We start from the raw sequence: 21532 nt of genomic DNA, 5'->3' as shown, positions 1-21532 counted from the left end.
CCCTTTCTAGAAGAGTCCGGTGGTCGGCGGTTCGGTGCCGTTGAGGAGGAAGGCACCGACGACGGCGGCCTTCCAGTAGCGCGGGTTGTGGTTGGCGACGGTTCGGGCGTTGCGCCAGTGCCGGTCGAAGTTGTGTTCCCGGGCGGTGGCCGAGCCCCCACCGACGTCGAAGATCAGCTCCGCGCTCTTCAGCGCCGACTCGGTGGCCAGGAACTGGGCCTGCGCCACCTCGACGGCGGCTGCCGTGCGCGGCGCCGGGTCCTCACCGGCCAGCCAGGCGCGGTCGATCGCCTCGGCGGCCCGCAGCACGGCCGCTTCCGCGGCGTATGCCCGCGCCCCGATCTCACCCACGGCGTGCTGGATGTACGGGTCCTCGACCGAACGCGTCGCCGAACTGTGCTTGATCGGCCTGGACCGCTGCTGGGCGAACCACACCGCGTCGGCGAGGCTGTTGCGCGCGATGCCGGCCTGGACTCCGGCGAGGAACAGTTGCTGAAACGCCGTGGTGAGGCTGCGCAGACCCGGCGCGGGCTGCCGTTCGACGACGTCCTGCGGTGCCACCGCCACGTCGGTGAGCTCGGTGGTGCCGCTGGCGGTGAGCCGCTGGCCCATGCCGTCCCAGTCGTCCAGCAGCGACAACCCGGGCCGGTCGGTCGGCACCACGAAGCTGACCCGCTGCTCGTCGTCGTCGACGGCGCTGACCGAGACCCAGTCGGCGAAGAGGGTGCCGGTGCTGTAGTACTTGCGGCCGTTGGCGCGCAGCCCGTCGCCGTCGCGGGTGACGCGGGTGCGGATGACGCCGTTCGGTGCCCCGATCTCGCCGTTGGCCAGCCCGAACAGGTCGCCCGCGAGCACCCGGGGGAACCACCGGACCCGCTCCTGCTCGACCGGCGAGGCGATGAGGCTCTCCACGAAGCCGAAGTGCGGGCGGACGGACTGGGCGATGTTCGAGTCGGCGGCGCCGAGCGCGATGATGAATTCGAACACCTGCCGGACGGTGGCGCCCGGACCACCGTACTGCTTGGGCACCCGGAAGCTGCCCAGACCGGCGGTTGCCAGTTCGCGCACGAGCGCGTGCGGCAGTTCGCGGTCGCGTTCCCGGTCAGCGGCGCCGACGCGTGCCTTGCGCAGGTACTCCTCGGCCCGGCGGGTCAGGTCGTCGATGGTCATAGTAGCGGGATCACCCCTTCGCCGAAGCGGTAGGCCTCCTCCAGCAGCGGTGCTCCGGAGACGATGAAATGCCGGATGCCGACCTCGGTGTACTCCTGGATCCGCTCGGCGACCTCGGCGTGGCTGCCGACCAGTGCCGTGCTGCCGCCGCCTCCGCCGACCAGGCCCAGGCCGGACCAGATCGTCGGGTACGGCCGCAGCCGGTCCGGGTCGATGACGCCCGGGTTGAGCGACTGGACCCGTTGCTGGCCGATCGACTGGCGTTCGGCCAGTTCCCGCTGCCGGCGGGCGACCTGTTGCGGGGTCAGCCTGGCCAGGATGCGATCCGTCTCCGCCCAGGCGTCCTCGCTGCGGTCGCGGGAGATGACCTGGATGCGGATGCCGAACTCGACGCTGCGCCCGTGCGCGGCGGCCAGCTTCGAGATCCGCTCGACGTGCTCGGCCGCCATCGGCGGCGTTTCGCCGTACATGAGCTGCACGTCGGCGTGGGCCGCGCCGACGTCGGCGGACTCCTCGGAGAGCCCGCCGAAGAAGATGGTCGGCCGGCGGGAGATCGGGGCGGGCCGGCCGCCACCGCTCACCCGGTAGTAGTCACCGGCGAAGTCGTAGCGCCGGCCGGCCAGTTCGGCGTCGAGGATCTCCAGGAACTCCCTGGTCCGCCGGTACCGGTCGGCCTTGGCGATCTCGTCGCCGTATGCCGTCTGCTCCTCGACGTCGCTGCCCGTGACGATGTTGATGTCCAGCCGGTCGGCGAAGAGGTACTGGAACGTCTCGATCATCTGGGCGGTAAGCGTGGGCAGCGTGTAGCCGGCGCGGAACGCGACGATGAACCGGATCGTCTCCGTGTGCTGCGCGACCGCGGCCGCGGTGAGCCAGGTGTCCTTGGTGTCGTGCCCGGTGGCCAGCAGCATCGACTCGAAGCCGTTGGCCTCCGCCGCGCGGGCCACGTCGCGCAGATACTTCGGGGTGGCCTCGCGGGCTCCCGGGTCGCCGCCGTAGCTGCGGTTGTCCCGGTACATCGGCAGGAACCAGTGGAAGCTGGGCTTCATTCGCCTCCTCCATTCATAGCGGCGCGTCGCCGGCGGATTCGAGCAGCCATTTCATGAACGGCGGCGGGGTCCCGTTGAGGTGGAAGTCACCGACGTAGTGCCGGCGCCACCGGATCGGGTCGTGCAGGGAATGCGTGCGGGCGTTGCGCCAGTGCCGGTCGAAGCCGGGTTCGGCGTCGGTGTATCCGGCGTCGAGGAACTCGACGAACCCGTCGGTGGCCGCCGGGCCGAGGTCGTAGGCGAGGCATTTGGCCTCGTCGACCGCGATGCCGACGCCGAGGGCGGAGTCGGCGGTCGCCCGGCCGGCGGCGACAACCTCGTCGATCAGTGCCGCGGCCCGGGCGACCAGCGCCGCGGTGGCGGCGATCTCCAGTTCGAGGTCGTCCCGCCAGGCCCGGAACCGGCCGGCGACCGCGGGTGCCAGAGTGCCGGTGTCCAGCCGGTCGGCCCGGGCCAGGACCTCCTCGGCGATGCCGAGCTGGATCGCGGCGTGGGTGAGCTGGCTGCGGGTGTACCGGAACGCGGTGTCCGGCTTGCGCCGGCCGGACTGGTTGAAGACGTACCGTGACGGCACCCAGGAATCCGTCAGCTCGGCGCTGCCGCTGACGGTCGCGCGCTGCCCGAACGCGTCCCAGTCCTCGAGGATGACCAGCCCGGGTGTCCCCTGCGGCAGGATGGCGGTGGCCAGCCAGCCGTCCGGGTGGGCGGCGCTCACCGGCACCCACTGCGCGGTCAGGGCGCCGGTGCAGAAGGACTTGGAGCCGTTGATCCGGTAGCCGTCGCCGTCGTCGACGATCGTGGTCTTCGGCAGGCTGCGTCCGCCCTTGCCGCGTTCGTGCCCCGCGTTGCCGAAGCGGGCACCGGCGATCGCCTCGGCGAGGAAGAAGGCCTTGCGCTCGTCGTCGTCATCTTCAAGGTCGAGGCCGTACAGCGCACCGAAGTGGTTCTGGGGTACCTGTGCCAGCGCCGCGTCGGCCGCGGAGAGAATCGCGAAGACCCGGGTGAGTGTGCCGGTGCCGAGGCCCGGTCCGCCGAACCGCTTCGGCACGGTCATCGCCAGCAGGCCCGATCGCGCCAGCAGGGCCAGCTCCGTGCGGGGCACGGCGCGATCCTGGTCGCGCAGCGGTCCCAGCTCGCGCCAGACCGCGGCCAACTCGTGCGCTGCCGCGACCGCCTCGTCGTCGCTGTGCAGGACGCGGGCCGCCGGTCGCAGTGAACCGTCCACAGTGGTCATTTCCGTGCTCCGCCGGCGAGGGCCGGTGCCACCGCGTAGCGGCTCGCCGGCCGGGCCAGGCCGTAGTGCGACCGCAGGGTGGTTCCCTGGTACTCGGTGCGGAAGAGGCCCCGGCGCTGCAACTCGGGGATGACCTGGTCGACGAAGTCCGTCAGTCCGCCGGGGTAGATGTCGCACTGGATGTTGAACCCGTCCGCGCCGCGCTGGACGAACCACTCCTCGATCGTGTCCGCGATCTGCTCGGGTGCGCCGACGACGACCCGGTGCGCGGCGCTCCCGCGGGCGATGAGCTCCCGCACGGTCAGCTCACCGGACCCGATCAGGGACCGGGCGGCGTCGTCGAACCCGGTCGAGCCGTACGTGTCGCCGGTGGGTGGCAGCAGGTGCGCCGGGAACGGCTTGTCCAGGTGCAGGTCGCCGGGGTCGAGTCCGAACCGGCCGGCGAACCCGGCGAGCAGGCCTTCGTCGCCGATGCGTTCGTCGAACTCGCGCTGCCGGCGGCGGGCCTCGGCCTCGGTGCCGCCGATGACCGGGTTCAGCCCGGGCAGGATGCTGATGGCGTCGGGGTCGCGCCCGTGCGCCCCGGCGCGCGACTTGACGTCGGCGTAGAACGCCTGCGCGGAGCCCAGCAGGTGCTGGGCGGTGAACACCGCGTCGACGTAGCGGGCGGCGAGGTCCCGGCCCGCCGCCGAGCCACCGGCCTGCAGCAGCGGCGGCCGGCCCTGCGGCGAGCGGGGCAGCTGCAGGGGTCCGCGCACCGAGAAGCTCTCCCCTTCGTGGTCGATGCGGTGGATCCGGTCGGTGTCGGCCCACACCCGGCGTGACGGGTCGGCGATCAGCGCCTCGTCCTCCCAGCTGTCCCAGAGCTTGGTGACGATGTCGACGGACTCGGCCGCCCGTGCGTAGCGGTCGCTGCGGGGCGGCAGGTCGGCCAGCCCGTAGTTGCGTCCGCCGTCGACGTCGCGGGTGGTCACCACGTTCCAGCCGACCCGGCCGCCGCTGACGTGGTCGAGCGACGAGAAGATCCGGGCGATGTGGTACGGGCTGTTGAACGTGGTGGACACCGAGGCGATGAAGCCGACCCGTTCGGTGGCCAGCGCCATGGCGGTGACCAGGACGGTCGGGTCGATGCCGTGGATCGGCGGCCCGGAGCGGACGTTGCCTTTCAGCAGCACCCCGTCGGACAGGAAGACGGCGTCGAGCAGTCCGCGTTCGGCCTCACGGGCGATGGTGCGGTAGTAGTCGATGTCGGTCAGGGCCCGCGGGTGACCGCCGGGTGACCGCCACGCGGCCGGGTGCGCCCCGGACCCGATGATGTTCACGTTGATGTGCAGTTGCCTAGCCATCGTGGCGCGCTCCTGTGGCGTCGGTGCGAATCGCGTCGCTGAGAGTCCAGTGCGGCGGGTGGCGCAGCGCGTGGGTCCGCGCGTCGCGCCAGTACCGGTCCAGGCCGTACCGCTCGGACGTGCCGCTCGCCCCGACCACGCCGATCACGGCCGTGATGATCGGCCCGACGTGCCGGTGCGCGTACCAGCGGGCCAGCGTGACCGGGCGCCGGCGGAAGCCGTCAGCGGCGTCCCCGAAGAGCAGGGCCAGCGCCCGCGACCGGGCGTGGGCGTCGCCGAACGTGCCGATCGTGTGCGGGTCGCGGGCGGCACGTTCCGCGCCGGATTCGTGCCACGGGCGGGCGTGGTCGACCACGAAGTCGCGCGCCGCGGTGAGGAAGCCCTCGATGATGCCGACCGCGACGGCCACCTGCAACGTTTCGTCGAAGAGCCGCCAGGCCGTGGGCACCGGCACGGCGGCGGGGATCGGCGCGGTGACGTCGCGCAGGCTGATCCGCCCGGGTGGCGCCGAACGCAGTCCGAAGCCGGGGTCGCCGGGGACGACGGTGACACCCGGATCCTCGACGTCCACCACAGCCTGCACCCGGCCGCCGGCGGCGAGCACCACCCGGTGCGCGTCGGCGCCACCGGCGGAAACCGGCGCGTCGCCGAGCAGGCGCCGGCCGCCGGGAACCGGCGTGGCGGCGACCGTACCGGCGTGGGCGTACCAGCCGGCCACTCCCCCGTCTCCCCCGTCCAGCCGTCCGGCCAGCAGGCGAGCACTGTGATGGGCGGCGACCCGCGCGGCGAGTCCGGCGTCGGACCGGGCGAGCACCCGCACGTGCTGCACCGCCTCCTCGCCGCCGGCCGTGAGCTGCGCCGGGTCGAGGATCGTGGGCTCGGCGCTCATGTCGCCACGCTCCGTTCCGCGAGCGCCCGTCCGGGAATGGCGTCGAGCAGCAGCTTGGTGTACTCGTGCTCGGGTCGCAGGAAGACCTGGTCCGCGTCGCCGAACTCGACCACGCGGCCGGACTTCATCACCGCGACCCGGTCCGCGACGGCCCGGATCACCGCGAGGTCGTGCGAGATGAACAGCAGGCTGAGGCCGAGCTCCTGGCGCAGGTCGGTGAGCAGCCGCAGGATCTGCGCCTGGATCGACACGTCCAGTGCCGACACCGGCTCGTCGCAGACGAGCAGGTCCGGAGCCGGGGCGAGGGCGCGGGCGATCGCCACCCGCTGCCGCTGCCCGCCGGACAGCTCGGCCGGCCGGCGGGTCTCGAAGTCGCCGGCGAGACCGACCTGGTCGAGCAGTTCGTGCACCCGCTCGCGGCGGGATGCCCGGTCGCCGATGCCGAAGCCGTCCAGCGGTTCGGCGACGATCTCCCGCACCGTCAGCCGGGGGTTCAGCGATGCGTACGGGTTCTGGTAGATCAGCTGCGCCCGGCGATGCAGGACCCGAAGGTCCGCCCGGCCGAACCGGCCGATGTCGGTACCGTCGAAGCCGACCTGCCCGGCGTCCGGCCGGGTCAGCCCGAGCACCAGCCGGGCCAGCGTCGACTTGCCGGAGCCGGATTCACCGACGAGCCCCACCGCCTCGCCCTTGCCGATGGTGAGCGAAACGTCGTCGACCGCCCGGAGCCGGTCACGGTTGGGCAGCCGGAACTCCTTGCTGACCGCCTCGACGCGCACCAGCGGCACGGCCGGCCGGTCGTCGCCCGTGCCCGCCGCGACGCGCACGGCTGCCGGCCGCGCCGGTGCGGAGAGGCTCGGCACGCTACTGATCAGGGCCTGCGTGTACGGGTGTTCCGGGCGGCCGAGCACCGTGCCCGGTGTGCCGTACTCGACCAGCCGCCCGTCCTTGAGCACCGCGATGTGGTGTGCCCGGTCCGCCGCGACGGCGAGGTCGTGCGTGATGAGCAGAACGGCGATCCCGCTGGACCGGGCCAGGTCGGCCAGGTCGTCGAGGATGACCTTCTGCACGGTGACGTCCAGCGCGGTGGTCGGCTCGTCGGCCACGAGCAGCTTCGGCTGCCCGGCGAGGGCGGCGGCGATGAGCACCCGTTGCCGCATGCCACCGGACAGCTCGTGCGGGAACTGCCGGGCGCGGGTGGCCGGGTCCGGCAGCCCGACCCGTTCCAGCAGTTCGACGGCCCGACGTTCTGCTTCCCGCCGTGGCGTTCCGGTGTGGATGCGGATCGACTCGCTCACCTGGCGGCCGACCCGGTGCAGCGGGTTGAGGCTGACCATCGGGTCCTGCGGGATGAATCCGAGGGACCGCCCGCGGATGCCGTTGAACCGCCGCTGCGACAGTCGCGCCAGATCCAGCCCGTCGAACCGGATCCGTCCGGCGGAGATCGTCGCGGACGGCGGAAGGGCGCCCATGATGGTGTGCGCGATCGTGCTCTTGCCGGAGCCGGACTCGCCGACGAGGGCGAGCGTCTCGCCGGGTTTGACGGACAACTCCAGGTCCGCCACGGCGCGCACCCGCCGACGCGCCAGCCGGTACTCGACGGTCAGGTTCTCGATCGTGAGCAGGTCGGTCATGGTTACCTCCGTTCAGACGCTCACGTACTGCTGCCGGTTGACGGACCGGGCGATCCGGTTCGCCGACAGCACGGTGACGGCGATGACCGCGCCCGGCAGGCTGGCCATCCACCAGGCGGTGGCCAGGTAGTCCCGCCCGCCGGCGACGAGGCTGCCCCACTCCGGCGCCGGCGGCGGCGCGCCGAAGCCGAGGAAGCTCAGCGCCGAGACGCTCAGCAGGGCCAGTCCGAGTTCGATCGTGGCGAGCACGAGCACCGGCCCGGCCGCGTTGGGCAGGACGTGGCGGGTGAGCAGCCGCAGCCGGCTGATGCCGGCGAACGTCGTGGCCTCGATGTAGGCCATGCCACGGATGCGCAGCACCTCGGCTCGCATCACCCGGGCGAACGCGGCGACGTTGCCGATGCCGACCGCGATCGCGATGTTGACGGTGCCGAAACCCAGGGCCGTGATGAAGGCCAGCGAGATCAGCAGCGCCGGCACGGCGAGCAGAACGTCGACGACACGCATCAGGATGTCGTCGACCCACCGGCCGAAGTAGCCGGCGAGCAGACCCATCAGCGATCCGATCAGCAGTCCTAGCAGTACCGCGACGGCGACCGCCTCGACCGATGCCGAGGTGCCGTGGACAACCCGGGAGAACACGTCACGGCCGAGGTTGTCGGTGCCGAACAGGTGCTGGGCGTTCGGCGCCGTCAGCCGCGGGCCGCTCGCCCGCAGTGGATCGGCGTCGGTGAACAGGGACGGCACGGCGGCGGCGAGCAGGACGGTGACCAGGACCGCCCAGGAAAGGATCAGCCCGGGCTGCCGCAGGATCGTCCGCAGCCGGGCGAACCGGCCGGTGTCCGCCGGGCGCGGTCCGGCGACGGTGGCCGTGCTCATGTCGCCGTCCCGGCGGGCAGGAGGCGGAACCGGCGTGACGCTCGCACCCGGATCCGCGGGTCGATGACGGGATAGAGGACGTCCACCAGAAAGTTGATCGTGACGAAGGTCGCCGCGGCGAAGACCACCGCCACCAGCACGACGGGCGTGTCCTGGTAGTTGACCGCTCGCACCGTGACGGCGCCGACTCCGGAGCGGGAGAAGACGGTTTCCATGACGACCGAGCCGCCGATGAGGTGTCCGGTCGTCATGGCCAGCGCGGTGATGACCGGGATGATGGAGTTCTGCAGCGCGTGCCTGAGCAGCACCCGGGCCCGGGAGGCGCCGCGGGCGCGGGCGGCCTCGATGTAGGGGGCGTTGAGCGTGGACTCGAGGCTGCGCGACAGGATCTGCGCGGACATCGCGGCGCTGGGGATCGCCAGCACCACCGCCGGCATGATGAGGCTTTTGATGCCCTCGTTACCGATCGCCGGCAGCAGCTGCCATTTGAACGACACGAACTGGATCAGGACCAGGCCGATCCAGAAGGTCGGCACCGAGACGCCGGCGGCGGGCAGCGCGACCAGTGCCTGCCGGAGCAGGGGCACTCGGGTGTACGAGGCCAGCAGGGCCCAGGCGACACCGAGGATCATGGCCAGTACCAGGGCGGCGCCGGCCAGTTTGAGCGTCTCCGGGATCGCCTCGACATACATGGCGGCGGCCGGGTTTCCGGTCTGCACGGACGTACCGAAGTCGCCGTGCAGCGCACCGAGCAGCGCCTTGCCGTATTGCAGCGGCAGTGGCTGGTCCAGGCCCAGCTGGGCGCGGATCTGCGCCAGCTGGGCCGGGTCCAGCACCGACCCGTCGCTGCCGACGCCGGCTTTGTTCAGCGCGGCGTCGCCGGGCAGGGCGTAGAGCAACAGGAAGGTGGCGGTGAAGGCGGCCCAGAGCACGAGCAGGGCGTGCAGGAGCCGCCGGGCCGCGTAGCTAGCCATTGACTTGCGCCTCGTAGAGGATGATGGCGCTGTCGTCGAACCGCACGCCGGTGACCTTCTTGCTGGCCCCCCACAGGTTGACCATGTCGAAGACGGGGATCTGGTACGCCCGTTCGACCAGGATCCGCTGGATGTCATCGATGACCTTGCGCCGCTCGGCCGGGTCGGCGAGGCCGACCTGCTTCTGCAGCAGCGGTTCGAGGTCGTTGTCCGGCGGCAGCTGCGCCTTGTTCAAGGTCTTGGTGGAGAACAGGATCCGCAGGGCGTCCGCGTCCACCAGCGCCCCGCTCCAGCGGTGCACGTCGTAGTCGCCGGCGACGAGCGCCTTGTTGAAATCGGTGGTGGGCAACGGTCGCAGCTTGAATTCGATGCCGACCTCCCGGACCTGCTGCTGGATGACCTCGAGGAACGTCTGGTTGTCCGGGTTGGCGGCGAACGAGGCGGTGATCACCAGACGCTGGCCGTTCTTGGTCCGGATGCCGTCGCCGCCCACCGTCCAGCCCGCCTTCTCCAGCAGGTCCTTGGAGAGCGCGGGGTCGTATCGCAGCGCGTCGGACTGGTCGATGTGGAACGGCGATGCCGCGGTCAACGAGCCGGTTGCCGGCACGGTGAACCCGTTGTGGGCGGTCTCGGTGAGCCCCTTGCGGTCGATGGCATGGGTCAGCGCAACCCGGACCGCTTCCTCGCTCAGGATCGGCCGGGAGGTGTTGACCTCCAGCGAGACGGCGGGAACACGGTTGACCGCACGCAGCAGCTGGGTGTTGGCGCCCTTCTCGAGGACCGCACCGTCCTGCCAGGAGACCGTTTGAGCTACATCGATCTGTCGGCTGCTCACGCCACCGGTGCGGACACTGGCCTCGGGCACGATCCGGAAGACCAGCGTCTTGATGCCGGCCGGTCCGGTCCGCTTGTACACCTTGGCCGGCCAGGCGTAGTCCTCGCGCCGTTCGAGCGTGGCCCGCTGGTTACGGACGGCCTCCTTCACCACGAACGGGCCGGAGCCGATCACGCCCTGGCCGCACCGCTCTTCGGGCGTCTTGGCCAGGGTCACCGGCGATACGAGGCCCAACTGGTAGTTGGACGTGGCCTGGAGGAACGCGGCGTTGGGCTGGGTGAACCGGATGCTCACGGTCAGCGGGTCGGGGGTGGTGATCTCCTTGAGGCCCGCCACGAAGGCGGCACCGTTGGCCCCCTTGATCTTCGCCAAGGTCTCGAAGTTCGCCTTGACGACGCTCGCGTCCAGCTTCGCGCCGTCGCTGAACGTCACACCGTCACGCAACTTGAAGGTGTAGGTGGTCGCGTCCGGGCTGACCTCCCAGGACGTCGCGAGCCACGGCTCGATCTTCGTGAGGTCGTTGCCGTCGCGTGCGGTCAGCGAGTCGACGATCTGGCGGCCGATGCTGAGGCCGTATCCAAAGTTGTCCTGCTGCGGATCCCAGCACTCCGCCTCGGTGGCCAGGCCGATGGTGAGGGTGGTGTCGCCGCCACCGCCCGGCGCGCTCGAGGCGTCGGAGGAGCAGGCGGATGCGGTGATCGCGAGGGCGCCGAGCGCGGCGGCGAAGGCCAGTCCTCTGGGTCTGCGGGGGGTTGCGGCAGGGGTGGTCCAGGTCATGGGGATCCCTTGTTCTTGGAGTGTCCAGTGGTGCTCGCAGCTCCCGGTCGGCGGGCGTGGCCATGCGGCATCGCTGCCGCGCATCGGGGATGCGGGCAGGAGCGAGAGCACGTCGTCATAGCCGGCGGTAGTACCGGCGGAAGCGGTCGCGTGTCAGGTTCGGTGGGGACGGGCGCCGGTTACGAACAGAGGCCACTCGCCACGCGCACCAGGTCGACGGTGCGTCGTGTGGTCAGCAGGACCGTGCGTGGCATGATCCGATAATCCTACGAGCGCAGTAGGAATTGCAAGAGCCGTCCACCCTTTTGAGATCTCCGTCGCACATCATGATCACGAATCGGGCCCGCCCGTTCGGATCGCTACCGGTACGTTTCGAGCAGCCGCCGGGCCACCGCCACCGAGTCGACAATCGGGTGAGTGGCCATGGCACGCAGCGCCGCGCTATGAGGCGGCGGCCGCGTAGGTCAACCGCCGACCGGCGAGCGGGTGACTTGACCCTGCCGTATGCGGCAGGGTTTAGCGTGCGCCGGTGACGAACATTGAGATCCACCCGGTCCACTCGACGGGCGGCGTCCCGGGCCTCGGCGACTTCGCGGTCGTCACCGCCGCCGTGCCCGAGCCCGGACCCGGCCAGGTCCTGATCCGCAACCGCTATCTGGCACTGGGCGCGGTGCTGCGCACTCTCCTCGCCGAGGGCACCCTGATCGCCCGGGCGGTCGGCGAGGTCGCCGCCTCCACCGACCCCGCGTTCCCCGTCGGTACCGGAGTGCTGCACCGCTCCCCATGGAGCACGTACGCGGTCGCCGACACGAGTGCGCTGCGGACCGCCGATCCGGACGACCCGTTGTCCTGCCTCGGCGGCGCGCTGACCGCCCTCGCCGGGCTACGGGCCGCCGGGCTGCGCCCCGGTGAGACCGTCTACGTCTCGGGCGCGGCGGGCGCGGTCGGCAGCGCCGCAGGCCGGGTCGCCCGGGCCCTCGGCGCCGGCCGGGTCGTCGGCAGCACCGGTTCCGCCCGCAAGGTCGCCCTGCTGACCGGCGATCCGGCCGGTGGTCCGGCCGGGGGGTTCGGATTCGACGCCGCGTTCGACCATCGGGCCGAGTCGATTGTGTCAGGGCTTGCGCGACTCGGCCCGGTCGACGTCGTCTTCGACACGCTCGGTCGCGTCGCCGAGCTCGTGGAGGCCGTCGGACCGCGCACCCGCATCGCACTGTGCGGGGCGCTGACCCAGCAACTGGGCGGCGCACCCGACCCGCGGCTGGACCTGACCGCGGTCATCGGGAAACGCCTGTCGTTGCACGGCTTCACCGCGGCCGACCATCCCGGTCTCGACGCGCAGCTCGCAGAGCTGGGGCCGTTCGCCCTGCCGCACTCGATCATCGACGGCCTCGCCGCGGCGCCGCAGGCGCTGCTCGACCTCTTCGCCGGCCGCCACGCGGGTGTGGTCCTCGTCCGTGTGGACGCGGCATAGTCGGGACATGCGGATCGGAGAGATGGCGGCAGCGGCCGGCACGACGGTGCGGGCGCTGCGCCACTACGAGGCGGAGGGCCTGCTCGTCAGCGCCCGGTCGGCGAACGGCTACCGCGACTATCCGGCCACGGCGGTCCTGCGGGTCCGCAACATCCGGGAGCTGCTCGCGATCGGCTTCACGGTCGCCGACATCCGTGTCTTCCTGCGGTACCTGGACCGTGACCTCCCTGCCGTCTTCGCCGACCGGGCCACGTGCGGCACGGCGATGCGGGTGGCCGGCGAGCGCCTAGCGGAGCTGCGCGCCCGGATCGACACGCTGACCCGGCTGCACGACACCCTTGCCGCCCGGCTCGGCGCCGGCGCGGGCCCACACGGCACCGTCATCTCGAGAGCAGGCCAAGGCGTCCCAGCGTCTGCCGGAGTCGATGGCGGCCCGCCATCGACTCCGGGCCCCTGAGCCGGGCCAGCACCCGTTTGCTCCAGTTGCCCGGCAGCCCGAACCGGCTGTTGTAGGCCGCCAGCCGCTCGTCGTAGGCGGCGATGTGCGCGTCGGCAGCGGCGTCATACTGCTCCCGATGCAGCACGGCACCTTGGGGCAACCGCGGCTTGATGCCGGCGTGTTCCGTGGGGTCCGGTGTGCCGACCGCCAGCCCGAAGGTCGCCACCGTGTGCGGCGGCAGCTTCAGCTCGGCGGCGACCTGTTCGGGCTGGTTGCGGATCGCGCCGACGAACACCGTGCCCAGGCCGAGCGAGGCGGCGGCCACGACAGCGTTCTGGGCCGCCAGTGCGGTGTCGACGAAGCCGATGATGGTCGTCTCCAGGTAGTCGGTGGCGGCGACCGGCGCACCGGCCCGCTCGGCGAGCCTGCGGGCACGGCCGAGGTCGGCGATCCATACCAGGAACAGTGGGGCCTGCTCGATGAAGGCCTGATGGCCGGCGAGCGCGGCCAGGCGCGCCTTGCGCCCGGGGTCGCGTACCGCCACCACGCTCCAGGGCTGGAGATTGGAGGATGTCGGCGCGGACTGCGCCGCCGCGATGAGCGCTGCCAGCTCGTCGTCGGTGACCTCACGCGGGCCGAACTTGCGCACCGAGCGATGCGCAAGCTGCAGACTGAGGACGTCGCTGGCCACGCTGAGCGTCGCGGTGGGGTCGCCGTAGCGGGCGGTGACGGGCATCGGGCGGAAACCTCCTCGAGGACCGGGCGCGGCCGGTTGCACCAGGGCAACCCGAGCCGGCCACGGAGTGTGGGACGGGTGCAGCCGTGCTGGAACAGGCCCCGCTCCTGCAGGATCGGCACCACCAGGTGGGCGAAGTTCTCCAGGTCGACGGCGGTGTCGGCGGCAGCAGGAAACCCAGGCGGAACGGCCGGCCGTCCTCGACACCGGCCCCCACCGCACCCGCGAGGCCGGTCGTCACAGCTTCGGCCCGGTCCCGTGCACGCCGTGCTCGTCGATCAGCGCCAGCTCCTCCTCCGTCAGCGGCGGGAAGTCGAGCGCCTTGACGTTGTGGTCCAGCTGCCAGGGCGAGCTGGCGCCGATGAGCGCCGAGGTCACCTGCGGCTGGCGCAGCACCCACTGCAGCGCCAGCTGCGCGAGCGACTGGCCCCGCTGCTCGGCGATCCGGTTGAGCGCCGCGGCCCGCTGCCGGTACGTGTCGTCGATAACGTCGGGTGACAGGAACGCGCTGTTCTGCGCCCGCGCACCGGCCGGGATGCCGTCGAGGTACTTGTTCGTGAGCAGACCCTGCGCCAGCGGCGAGTAGACGATCAGGCCGAATCCGTCCTCGGCGGCCAGCTTGAGCAGGCCGTTGAGCTCGGGGCGGCGGTCGAAGACGGAGTAGCGTGGCTGGTGGATCAGCAGCGGCACCCCGGCCTGGCGCAGCAGCACGGCCGCCTCGTGTGCCCGCTCCGGGGCGTAGTTGGAGACGCCGACGTAGAGCGCCTTGCCCTGCTCCACCGCGCTGGCGAGGGCGCCAACGGTCTCCTCCAACGGTGTGGTCAGGTCGGGGCTGTGGCTGTAGAAGATGTCGACGTGGTCGGTGCCCAGGTCACGCAGACTGTGCTCCAACGAGGTGAGCAGCGACTTGCGGGATCCGCCCTTGAGGTACGGGCTGGAACCGATCGGGTTGCCGGCCTTGGTCGACAGGATCAGCTCGTCCCGGTACGGGGCCAGGTCGTGCTTGAGCACCCGGCCGAAGAACTGCTGCGCGGCTCGGTGCGGCGGGCCGTACCGGTCGGCGTTGTCGAAGTGTGTGATGCCCAGGTCGAAGGCGTGCAGCGCGATCTCGCGCTGGGTCTCGTAGGGATAGTCGGTGCCGAATTTCTGCCACAGGCCGAAGGAGAACGCCGGCAGGTCGAGGCCGGAGTTCCCGGCGCGCCGGTACTCCAGGCTTTCGTAGCGGTCGTCGGCTGCGTTATAGGTCATCGGTGCTCCTTGACGCGACGGAGCTCGGCCGGCTGCGAAGCATGCGCGTCACCCTTGGTCTGCGAACAACGCGAAGTCGATCTCGCGTCTGGAGTATCGAAGGAACCCGATCACGATCTAGATTATACCGATAGGCTTACTATGATTTATGTCGTGACGCAGGCCACAGATCACTTTGGGGGGCTGCACGAGACCCTTGCCGGCGCATGCTTCAACACTTTCGCGCATTCGCCACCGACCAGAACAGGACGACGCACCGATGAGCCTCGAGTTCCTCTGGTACATCCCGAACCAGGCCGAGCCCGGCCACCGCGGCGACGACGTCGTCTCGGAGCACAACAGCCTGCAGACCCTCACCAGCCACGCCAAGGCCCTCGAGGAACACGGATGGGGCGGCGCGCTCATCGGCACCGGGTGGGGACGGCCCGACACCTTCACAGTGGCCACCGTGCGCAAGCTGTGGACCGAGGACAACGTCACCTACCACGGCGCGCACTTCGGAGTCACCAACTCCACCGTGGCCCCGCGAACCGTCGTCCGGGGCGACCGTCGGCATCCGCGGCTCTACTTCGGCGGCGCCTCCGATGCCGCCGAGCGGGTCGCCGCCACCGAGGCCGACGTCCAGCTCTTCTGGGGTGAGCCGCTCGACGGGGTCCACGAACGGATCGAGCGGCTCAAGCGCCTCAGTGAGCAACTCGGCCGGGAACATCCTCCGCTGGAGTTCGGGCTGCGGATCACCACCCTGGTGCGGAACACCACCGAACAGGCCTGATGAGCACCGTCCCGACCTGACCGGCAGGTTCAGGTGCCCTCGATGCCGATGCGGGCGCGCAGCGTGTCGGCCCACAGGTCGGCGGTGTACACCTCCGTGCCGGGCTGGTGCTTGCGGCCGCCCTCGGCGAGCGGGCCGGCGTCGACCGGTTCGAAGCCGATCTGCTCGACGAGGTCGAAGACCTGCCACTTGGCGTCCGGATCGTCGCCGGAGACCGGGATACCGTACCGGCGGTTCGCCCCGGCCGATCGGCCGTGGTCGCGCAGGTGGTCCCAGCGCATCGCGTTGAACGCCTTGACCACGTGCGCGCCGGCGAGGTGGCGCTGTAGCAGCTCGCTGCTGGTCACATCGCCGTGCTCCAGCTCGTCGTCGTGTCCGTCGCGTTCCGGGTGGTAGTTGGTCGCGTCGATCACCGTTCGGCCGGCCAGCGCCTCGGCGGGCAGGTCTCGATAGTGGCCGAACGGCACGGCGACGATCACGATGTCGCCGTAGCGGGCCGCCTCCTCGGCGGTGACGGCGTGTGCGTGACGGCCAAGCTGATGCTCAAGGTCGCGCAGGGTGTCCGGACTTCGGGAGTTCGCGATGGCGACGTCGTCGCCGGCCGCGGTGTACAGGTGGGCCAGCGTGGAGCCGATCTTGCCGGCGCCGATCACACTGATCTTCATGTCTGTCGCCTACCCGCTGCCGGCCCGTTCACGCGATAGGGCCGTCACGGGAGCGTGAAAGGATCCAGCAGGTGCCAGGCCATCGTCTCGTTCTCCGCATGGTCGCGTGGCGCCCGCTGCGTCACAGATGCGACGGACCGGTCGCGCCGCGGGCGTGACCGGTCCGTCGATGACAGTGCTCGTCCGCGTCAGCAGGTCAGGTTGCCGCCCGCGGGGACGCCCAGAATCGCGACGAACTGGTTGTAGAGGTTGACCCGGCTCTGCACCTGTGCGGGGTTCCCGCCGTTGCACTCGATGCCGTTGATCGCCCGGATCGTGGTACCGAAGCCCTGCCCGTTCACCATCGCGTTGTGTGACGTCGTGCCCGCGCCGCCGGTGCCGGTCATCCAGTACCACAGCCCGGTCTGCCACGAGATCGACGCATTCGTCGCCACCAGGTCCGGGTTGTTCAACAGGTCGACGCCGAGTGCGTCGCCCGCCGCCTTGTAGTTGAAGTTCCAGCTCAGCTGGATCGGGCCGCGGCCGTGATACGCCGACTGGCCGGCGGGGCACCCGTACGGCTGGCTCCGGTCGCAGTACGTCGGCCAGTTGGCGGTGTTGATCTCGTGGATGTACACCAGACTGCCGGTTTCGTGGCTGACGTTGGCCAGGAATGCCGCGGCCTCCTGCCGCTTGACCGTGTCGCTGCCGGTCGTGGCGAACGCGGGGTACTTCTTCATCGCGTCGGTCAGCCCGGCGTAGGTGTAGAACGAGTTCCGGTTCGGGAACATCTGGTTGAACTGGGCCTCACTGACCACGAAGCCGCTCGACGACCCACCGCCCCCGCTCGTGCCGCCGGGGACGTTCCACTTCTGGTTGGCCCCGCCGGCGCAGGTCCAGATCTGCAGGGGCGTGCCGTCGGCCGAGCTCACACCGGTGGCGTCGAGGCACTTGTTGGCCTGGGAGCTGACGATGTCGCGGACAGCGTTGGCGACCCACTGCTGGGCGCCGGTGCCGTTGCAGTCCCAGAGCTGGACCTTGGCCCCGTCGGCCGTTGAGCCGCCGGCGACGTCAAGGCACTTGCCGAGGGCCCGGATCGTGCCGTCGGTGCCCACGGTCCAACTCTGGGCGTTGGTGCCGTTGCACGTCCACAGCTGGACCCGGGTGCCGTTTGCGGCGTTGGCGCCGGCGACATCGACACACTTGCCGCCGTAGCCGGTGATCGCGCCGGTGCCCGCGGCGGCCGCGGTGCCCGGGATGAGGATGAAGGCGCCGAGGACGGCAGCGACTGCCGCGACGAGCACCCGGCGCAGGCGCGCCGATCGTGATCTGTCCATGGTGATGCTCCTGAGTGAGGGGGCGGGCGGGACATCGACCCTGATCTCTCGATGACGTTTTTCATACCGCAAATTCAGCTAACTGTAAAGAGTCTTTCCTTTTATCTGGATGCGTCGCGGCGAGACCCGTCGGCGTTTGACTGCATTGAGCGGGTTGCCCGCCATGGTGCTGCGGAGCCTCCTCGCCCGGGGGCTTTCCCTACCCCCACCCGGGATGCCAGCCGGATCGATCTTCGCCGTGATCGTTCATAACGTCGGTGCCACGAGACACCGACGAGGGGAACGTCATGCAGCAGCGCGACCGGTTCATCGACGGGCTCCGAGCCCTGGCCATCCTCGGCGTCGTGGGTGGACACTGGCTGGTCGGCGCGCTGGTCGCGACCCCGACAGGCGGTCTGCGGATCGACAGCCCGCTGCGATACCTGGCGTGGCTCCACCCGGCCACCTGGTTCTTCCAGATGCTGGGCCTGTTCTTCCTCGTCGGCGGGTACACGGCGGCACAGGGACTCCGCCGTGCCCGGGCGCGCGGCGAGACCGACGCCGAATGGGTACGCCGCCGGCTGTGGCGGCTCGGGCGGCCGGTTGTCGCCGCGACCATGATCCTGGCCGTGGCGCTGCCGCTGCTCGGCGTCCTCGGGCTCAGCGCCGGTACCGCGCGGACCACCGTGGTGCTGTTCCTGCAGCCGTTGTGGTTCATGGCCGTGTACGCGGTGATCACCGCCCTCACGCCGTACGCCCTCAGGCTCGACCGGCGTGGTGGGCTCCGGGTGGTCCTGGCGCTCGCCGCCGCCGTGGCCGTGGTGGACCTGGTGCGCTTCGGCCCGGACGTCGAGCCGGCCGCCGTCGGGTACCTGAGCGTGCTGCCGGCCTGGTGCTTCGCGTACCAGCTGGGCGTGGCCTGGTCGGCGGGGCGCGTCGACCGGCGGGTCGCGGGCGGCCTGCTCGCCGGGGGCCTGGCGCTGTTCGTGTTCCTGCTCGCCGTGCTGGAGTACCCGGTGAGCATCGTGAGCGTGCCCGGCTCCACCCGCTCCAACTCGAACCCGCCGTCACTGATGGTCCCGGCCCTCGCCGCGATCCAGGCGGGCGCCGCACTGCTGCTGCGCGACCGGATCGAACGGCTCCTGCGCCGGCCCCGGATCTGGGCCGCCGTGGCCGTGCTCAACCTGAGCGCGATGAGCGTGTTCTGCTGGCACCAGGTGGCGCTCGTCGGCGTCTCGGAGGTCGCCCGCCGGCTCGGCACGCTGCCCGGCCTCGGTGACGCACCCGTCGACATCGGCTGGGTCGTCGCCCGCTTCGCCTGGTACCCGGTGCTCGCGCTCGTGCTGGCCGGCCTGGTCGTGCTGGTGCGCCCCTACGAGCACCCGGTGCCCGCCGTCGCCCTGAAGCCCGCGGACACCGCAGAGACTGCCGAGGCGGTCAGCCGCTAGCTGTCGATGGCGGCCTTGATCTCCTCGGGGGTCACCTCGCGCTCGCTCATGAGGTGCTCGAACAGGCCCGGCGCGAACGGCGCGAGCAGCAGGTGCGCCAGGACCGCCGGATCCGGGTTCGACGACCAACCAAGCGGTAATCCCCGGCGGTGGCGCCGAATGAGGGCGCGCTGTCGCTGATGGTTAGAGTCTCGGACATGGGTGTTGACGTCGAGGTCGTGCAAGAGGCGACGGACGAAGTGCTGAAGGCGTTCGGCCAGTTGCTTCCGCAGCTGTCGCGATCTGCTGAACCGCTCGATGCCGAAGCACTGCAGACGTTGGTGTCCTGGCCGGGCAATCGGTTGCTCATCGCCCGCGCCGGCGGTGAGATCGTCGGTGCGTTGACCCTGGTGATGTTTCCGATTCCGACCGGGTGGCGGGCGTGGATCGAAGACGTGGTCGTGGGCGAGGCAGCGCGTGGGCAGGGGGTGGGCGCGGCCCTGACTCGGGAAGCTGTGCGGCTGGCCCGGGCCGATGGGGCCCGAACCGTCGACCTTACGTCTCGGCCGTCGCGGGAAGCGGCGAATCGGCTGTATGAGCGGTTAGGATTCCAGCTGCGCGATTCGAAGGTGTATCGGCTCACGGCCGAGCTCTGATGATGGAGTGACCTTCAGGTCTCCGGAGTCGTCGCTATGCGAGCGATCAGGTCGACCACGCTCATGGCGCTACCATCTCATTCCGTCGCGGCGGGTCGGCGCCTTCGCGGCCGACGGTGATCGCCGCGCATCGCGCGGCGTACCTGCCGACGTCTACCACCGTCGGCAGCTTCTGCCATGCACTCCGTTCGTATTTGAGCAGGCGCGCCAGCATCCCTGACATGAACGAGTCCCCGGCGCCGATCGTGTCGACGACGCGGACCTGCGGTGCCGTTGCGCGGACGTCGCCGTCCGCGCAACGCAGGAGCGCACCGCGGGCGCCGAGGGTCAGGGCCACCACGCGGCGGGCGGCCGGAGTTGCTCCGCCGAGGTCGTGGAGGTGACGCACCACGTCGTGCTCGGCGACGTCCGGATAGAGGAAGGCCGCGTCCTCGTCGCTCAGCTTCACAACGCTCGCGCGCTCGGCGATCGACTCGAACCGCGCGCGAGCCGATGCAGGGTCCGTGAGCACGCTTGGGCGGATGTTGGCGTCGACGGCGACGGGGACGTCCGTGCTCGCCGCATGCTCGACGATGCGCTCGACCTCGTTCGCGCCTGGTTCGAGGAACAGCGCGAGCGAACCGACATGGACGAGCGGCCGATCGGCGATCGCGGTCGGCGGAACCGCCGGAAGGGTCCACACGATGTCAAGTTCGTAGCGTGCCGCTCCGCCTGCGTCGAGCACGGCGCGGGCTATTGACATTCGATCGAGGCGCGCGGAGTTTCGCTCGACGACGACGCCAGAGTCCTCGAACCATGCCTTGACCAGTTCACCGTATGTATCGTCGGCGAGCGCGGTGAGCAGCTCCGTGGGGACACCGAGCCGGGCCAGCCCGATCGCGACGTTCGCGGGCGAGCCGCCAGGTCTGCTCATGCTCCCGTTGGGCGAGTCGATCACATCGACGAGCGCCTCCCCGATCGCCAGTGCCGGGCGGCTCATGCGGCGAAGGGTCCGGGCAGCTCACCGGAGCCGCGCTCGATCAGGACTGTGGGGAGGACGTGGTTCATCGCGGGAGTCGTGCTCGCGCCGCTCATCCGCTGGACCAGCGTCTCGGCGGCGAGCGTTCCCATGCGGAGCGGATTCTGGGTGATGACGGTGAGTCCGGGCTCGACCAGGTCGGCGCCCTCGAACCCGTCGAAGCCCACGACGGCGACGCGGTCGTGCGCGCCGTGCGCGCGGATCGCGCGGATGACCGGTGCGCACAGGGCGTTCTGCGCGACGAACAGCGCCGTGGGGGCGTCGGAACGCAGGAGCAGTGCGCGACTGGTCTGCTCGACATCGGCGGAGGATGAGAAACCACGCGCGACGAGCGAGTCGTCGATCGGGATGCCGGCGGTCTCGAGGGCACGTCGGTAGCCGTCGTAGCGCAGTTTCGACGACACGACCTCGGGCCAGTCCCCGATGAATCCGATCTGTCGATGCCCATGGCTGATGAGGTGACGCACACCGGCCTCCGCGCCGCCGAGGTTGTCCGAGACAACGGAGTCGACGTTGAGGAACGCGGGCGGCCGGTCGATCAGGACGATGTGGGTTCCGGCGCGGACGTCGGCGCTCAGGTAGCTGTGATCACGGCTCGCGGGCATCATGATGAGCCCATCAACTCGCCGTGCGGCAAAGGTCGCGACCGCGGCGCGTTCGCGCGCGGCGTCCTCATCGGTCGACGCTGACAGCACTGCGATCCCGCGGGTTCGGAACACGTCCTCGACGGCGCGATGCAGCGTCGACGAGAACGGATTCGAGATGTCGACCAGGATGAGGCCGATCGCCGCGGACGTCGTTCCGGCCCTGAGCTGGCTCGCGGCCAGATTGTGGCGATAGTCGAGCCGCTCCATGGCCGCGTGCACCCGTTCTACGATCTCCGCCGATACGTACTTCTCGCCGTTGATCACTCGCGACACGGTCTTCGGACTGACGTCGGCCAGCGCGGCGACATCGCGCATGGTGGAGCGCTGGTAGCGCTTCGCGGGTGAGGTGCTGTCGTCCTTCTGGTTCGTCA

21 protein-coding genes are annotated in these 21532 nt (G+C 70.7%); 5 read left to right on the top strand and 16 right to left on the bottom strand.

The window, feature by feature from the left end; genetic code table 11:
- Positions 1-6: 6 nt before the first annotated feature.
- Genes Dfulv_RS22350 through Dfulv_RS22310 form a run of 9 tightly spaced genes read right to left on the bottom strand, consistent with a single transcriptional unit; the run spans position 7 to position 10787 of the window.
- Entirely contained in the window at positions 7-1170 is a 1164-nt protein-coding gene (locus Dfulv_RS22350; RefSeq protein WP_259866402.1) for an acyl-CoA dehydrogenase family protein, read from the bottom strand.
- Positions 1167-2219, bottom strand: coding sequence for an LLM class flavin-dependent oxidoreductase (locus tag Dfulv_RS22345; protein ID WP_259866400.1), 1053 nt, complete (start codon positions 2217-2219; stop codon positions 1167-1169). Before Dfulv_RS22345 ends, Dfulv_RS22350 begins: the two co-directional genes overlap by 4 nt.
- A gap of 13 nt (positions 2220-2232) precedes the next feature.
- Positions 2233-3453: an acyl-CoA dehydrogenase family protein gene (locus Dfulv_RS22340; protein WP_259866399.1), complete on the bottom strand. Its 1221-nt coding sequence runs from the start codon at positions 3451-3453 to the stop codon at positions 2233-2235.
- Positions 3450-4799 (bottom strand): LLM class flavin-dependent oxidoreductase, encoded by a 1350-nt coding sequence (locus Dfulv_RS22335; protein ID WP_259866398.1) that lies wholly within the window; start codon positions 4797-4799, stop codon positions 3450-3452. Before Dfulv_RS22335 ends, Dfulv_RS22340 begins: the two co-directional genes overlap by 4 nt.
- Complete coding sequence (locus tag Dfulv_RS22330; RefSeq protein WP_259866397.1) at positions 4792-5688, bottom strand: acyl-CoA dehydrogenase family protein; 897 nt, start codon at positions 5686-5688, stop codon at positions 4792-4794. Before Dfulv_RS22330 ends, Dfulv_RS22335 begins: the two co-directional genes overlap by 8 nt.
- Entirely contained in the window at positions 5685-7322 is a 1638-nt protein-coding gene (locus tag Dfulv_RS22325; protein WP_259866396.1) for a dipeptide ABC transporter ATP-binding protein, read from the bottom strand. The genes Dfulv_RS22330 and Dfulv_RS22325 overlap by 4 nt, the downstream gene beginning before the upstream one ends.
- Positions 7323-7334: 12 nt before the next feature.
- Positions 7335-8201, bottom strand: a complete 867-nt coding sequence (locus Dfulv_RS22320) for an ABC transporter permease (protein WP_259866395.1) — start codon at positions 8199-8201, stop codon at positions 7335-7337.
- Complete coding sequence (locus tag Dfulv_RS22315; RefSeq protein WP_259866393.1) at positions 8198-9175, bottom strand: ABC transporter permease; 978 nt, start codon at positions 9173-9175, stop codon at positions 8198-8200. Before Dfulv_RS22315 ends, Dfulv_RS22320 begins: the two co-directional genes overlap by 4 nt.
- Positions 9168-10787 carry an ABC transporter substrate-binding protein gene (locus Dfulv_RS22310; protein WP_259866391.1) on the bottom strand — a complete coding sequence of 540 codons (1620 nt, stop codon included), beginning with the start codon at positions 10785-10787 and terminating at the stop codon, positions 9168-9170. The genes Dfulv_RS22315 and Dfulv_RS22310 overlap by 8 nt, the downstream gene beginning before the upstream one ends.
- 529 nt (positions 10788-11316) lie before the next feature.
- Here Dfulv_RS22310 and Dfulv_RS48605 point away from each other — a divergent pair.
- Both Dfulv_RS48605 and Dfulv_RS22290 read left to right on the top strand, forming a co-directional pair.
- Positions 11317-12258 carry a zinc-binding dehydrogenase gene (locus Dfulv_RS48605; RefSeq protein WP_319805819.1) on the top strand — a complete coding sequence of 314 codons (942 nt, stop codon included), beginning with the start codon at positions 11317-11319 and terminating at the stop codon, positions 12256-12258.
- 7 nt (positions 12259-12265) lie between these two features.
- Positions 12266-12715 carry a MerR family transcriptional regulator gene (locus tag Dfulv_RS22290; RefSeq protein WP_259866389.1) on the top strand — a complete coding sequence of 150 codons (450 nt, stop codon included), beginning with the start codon at positions 12266-12268 and terminating at the stop codon, positions 12713-12715.
- On the opposite strand, the gene Dfulv_RS22285 is transcribed toward Dfulv_RS22290, so the two are convergent.
- Positions 12639-13433, bottom strand: a complete 795-nt coding sequence (locus tag Dfulv_RS22285; protein ID WP_259866387.1) for a nitroreductase family protein — start codon at positions 13431-13433, stop codon at positions 12639-12641. The two genes, Dfulv_RS22290 and Dfulv_RS22285, sit on opposite strands and share 77 nt — an antisense overlap.
- A 237-nt stretch (positions 13434-13670) precedes the next feature.
- Positions 13671-14681 (bottom strand): aldo/keto reductase, encoded by a 1011-nt coding sequence (locus Dfulv_RS22280; RefSeq protein ID WP_259866385.1) that lies wholly within the window; start codon positions 14679-14681, stop codon positions 13671-13673.
- A 259-nt stretch (positions 14682-14940) separates the two neighbouring features.
- Here Dfulv_RS22280 and Dfulv_RS22275 point away from each other — a divergent pair, with 259 nt between their 5' ends.
- The gene (locus tag Dfulv_RS22275; protein WP_259866383.1) at positions 14941-15453 is read left to right on the top strand and encodes an LLM class flavin-dependent oxidoreductase; all 513 of its coding nucleotides are present in this window, start codon (positions 14941-14943) and stop codon (positions 15451-15453) included.
- Between the two features lie 29 nt (positions 15454-15482).
- Here the strand turns inward: Dfulv_RS22275 and Dfulv_RS22270 are convergent, their stop codons facing one another.
- Positions 15483-16118 carry an NADPH-dependent F420 reductase gene (locus Dfulv_RS22270; RefSeq protein WP_259866381.1) on the bottom strand — a complete coding sequence of 212 codons (636 nt, stop codon included), beginning with the start codon at positions 16116-16118 and terminating at the stop codon, positions 15483-15485.
- Positions 16119-16306: 188 nt separating this feature from the next.
- Positions 16307-17434: a glycoside hydrolase family 19 protein gene (locus Dfulv_RS22265; RefSeq protein ID WP_259866379.1), complete on the bottom strand. Its 1128-nt coding sequence runs from the start codon at positions 17432-17434 to the stop codon at positions 16307-16309.
- 257 nt (positions 17435-17691) lie between these two features.
- On the opposite strand from Dfulv_RS22265, the gene Dfulv_RS22260 reads away from it, so the two are divergent.
- Positions 17692-18861, top strand: coding sequence for an acyltransferase family protein (locus Dfulv_RS22260; protein ID WP_259866377.1), 1170 nt, complete (start codon positions 17692-17694; stop codon positions 18859-18861).
- Here the strand turns inward: Dfulv_RS22260 and Dfulv_RS22255 are convergent.
- Positions 18858-19085 carry a hypothetical protein gene (locus Dfulv_RS22255; protein WP_259866372.1) on the bottom strand — a complete coding sequence of 76 codons (228 nt, stop codon included), beginning with the start codon at positions 19083-19085 and terminating at the stop codon, positions 18858-18860. The two genes, Dfulv_RS22260 and Dfulv_RS22255, sit on opposite strands and share 4 nt — an antisense overlap.
- Here Dfulv_RS22255 and Dfulv_RS22250 point away from each other — a divergent pair.
- The gene (locus Dfulv_RS22250; RefSeq protein WP_259866370.1) at positions 19059-19496 is read left to right on the top strand and encodes a GNAT family N-acetyltransferase; all 438 of its coding nucleotides are present in this window, start codon (positions 19059-19061) and stop codon (positions 19494-19496) included. The genes Dfulv_RS22255 and Dfulv_RS22250 overlap by 27 nt on opposite strands.
- 61 nt (positions 19497-19557) lie before the next feature.
- Here Dfulv_RS22250 and Dfulv_RS22245 read toward each other — a convergent pair whose 3' ends face one another.
- Both Dfulv_RS22245 and Dfulv_RS22240 read right to left on the bottom strand, forming a co-directional pair.
- Entirely contained in the window at positions 19558-20475 is a 918-nt protein-coding gene (locus tag Dfulv_RS22245) for a carbohydrate kinase family protein (RefSeq protein ID WP_259866367.1), read from the bottom strand.
- Positions 20472-21476 carry a LacI family DNA-binding transcriptional regulator gene (locus Dfulv_RS22240; RefSeq protein WP_259866365.1) on the bottom strand — a complete coding sequence of 335 codons (1005 nt, stop codon included), beginning with the start codon at positions 21474-21476 and terminating at the stop codon, positions 20472-20474. Before Dfulv_RS22240 ends, Dfulv_RS22245 begins: the two co-directional genes overlap by 4 nt.
- Positions 21477-21532: the final 56 nt, after the last annotated feature.

It is taken from the genome of Dactylosporangium fulvum, from assembly GCF_025137375.1.
GTDB lineage: Bacteria > Actinomycetota > Actinomycetes > Mycobacteriales > Micromonosporaceae > Dactylosporangium > Dactylosporangium fulvum.
Note: the sequence above shows the minus strand (reverse complement) of the source record. Positions and strands in the feature narration are given on the sequence as shown.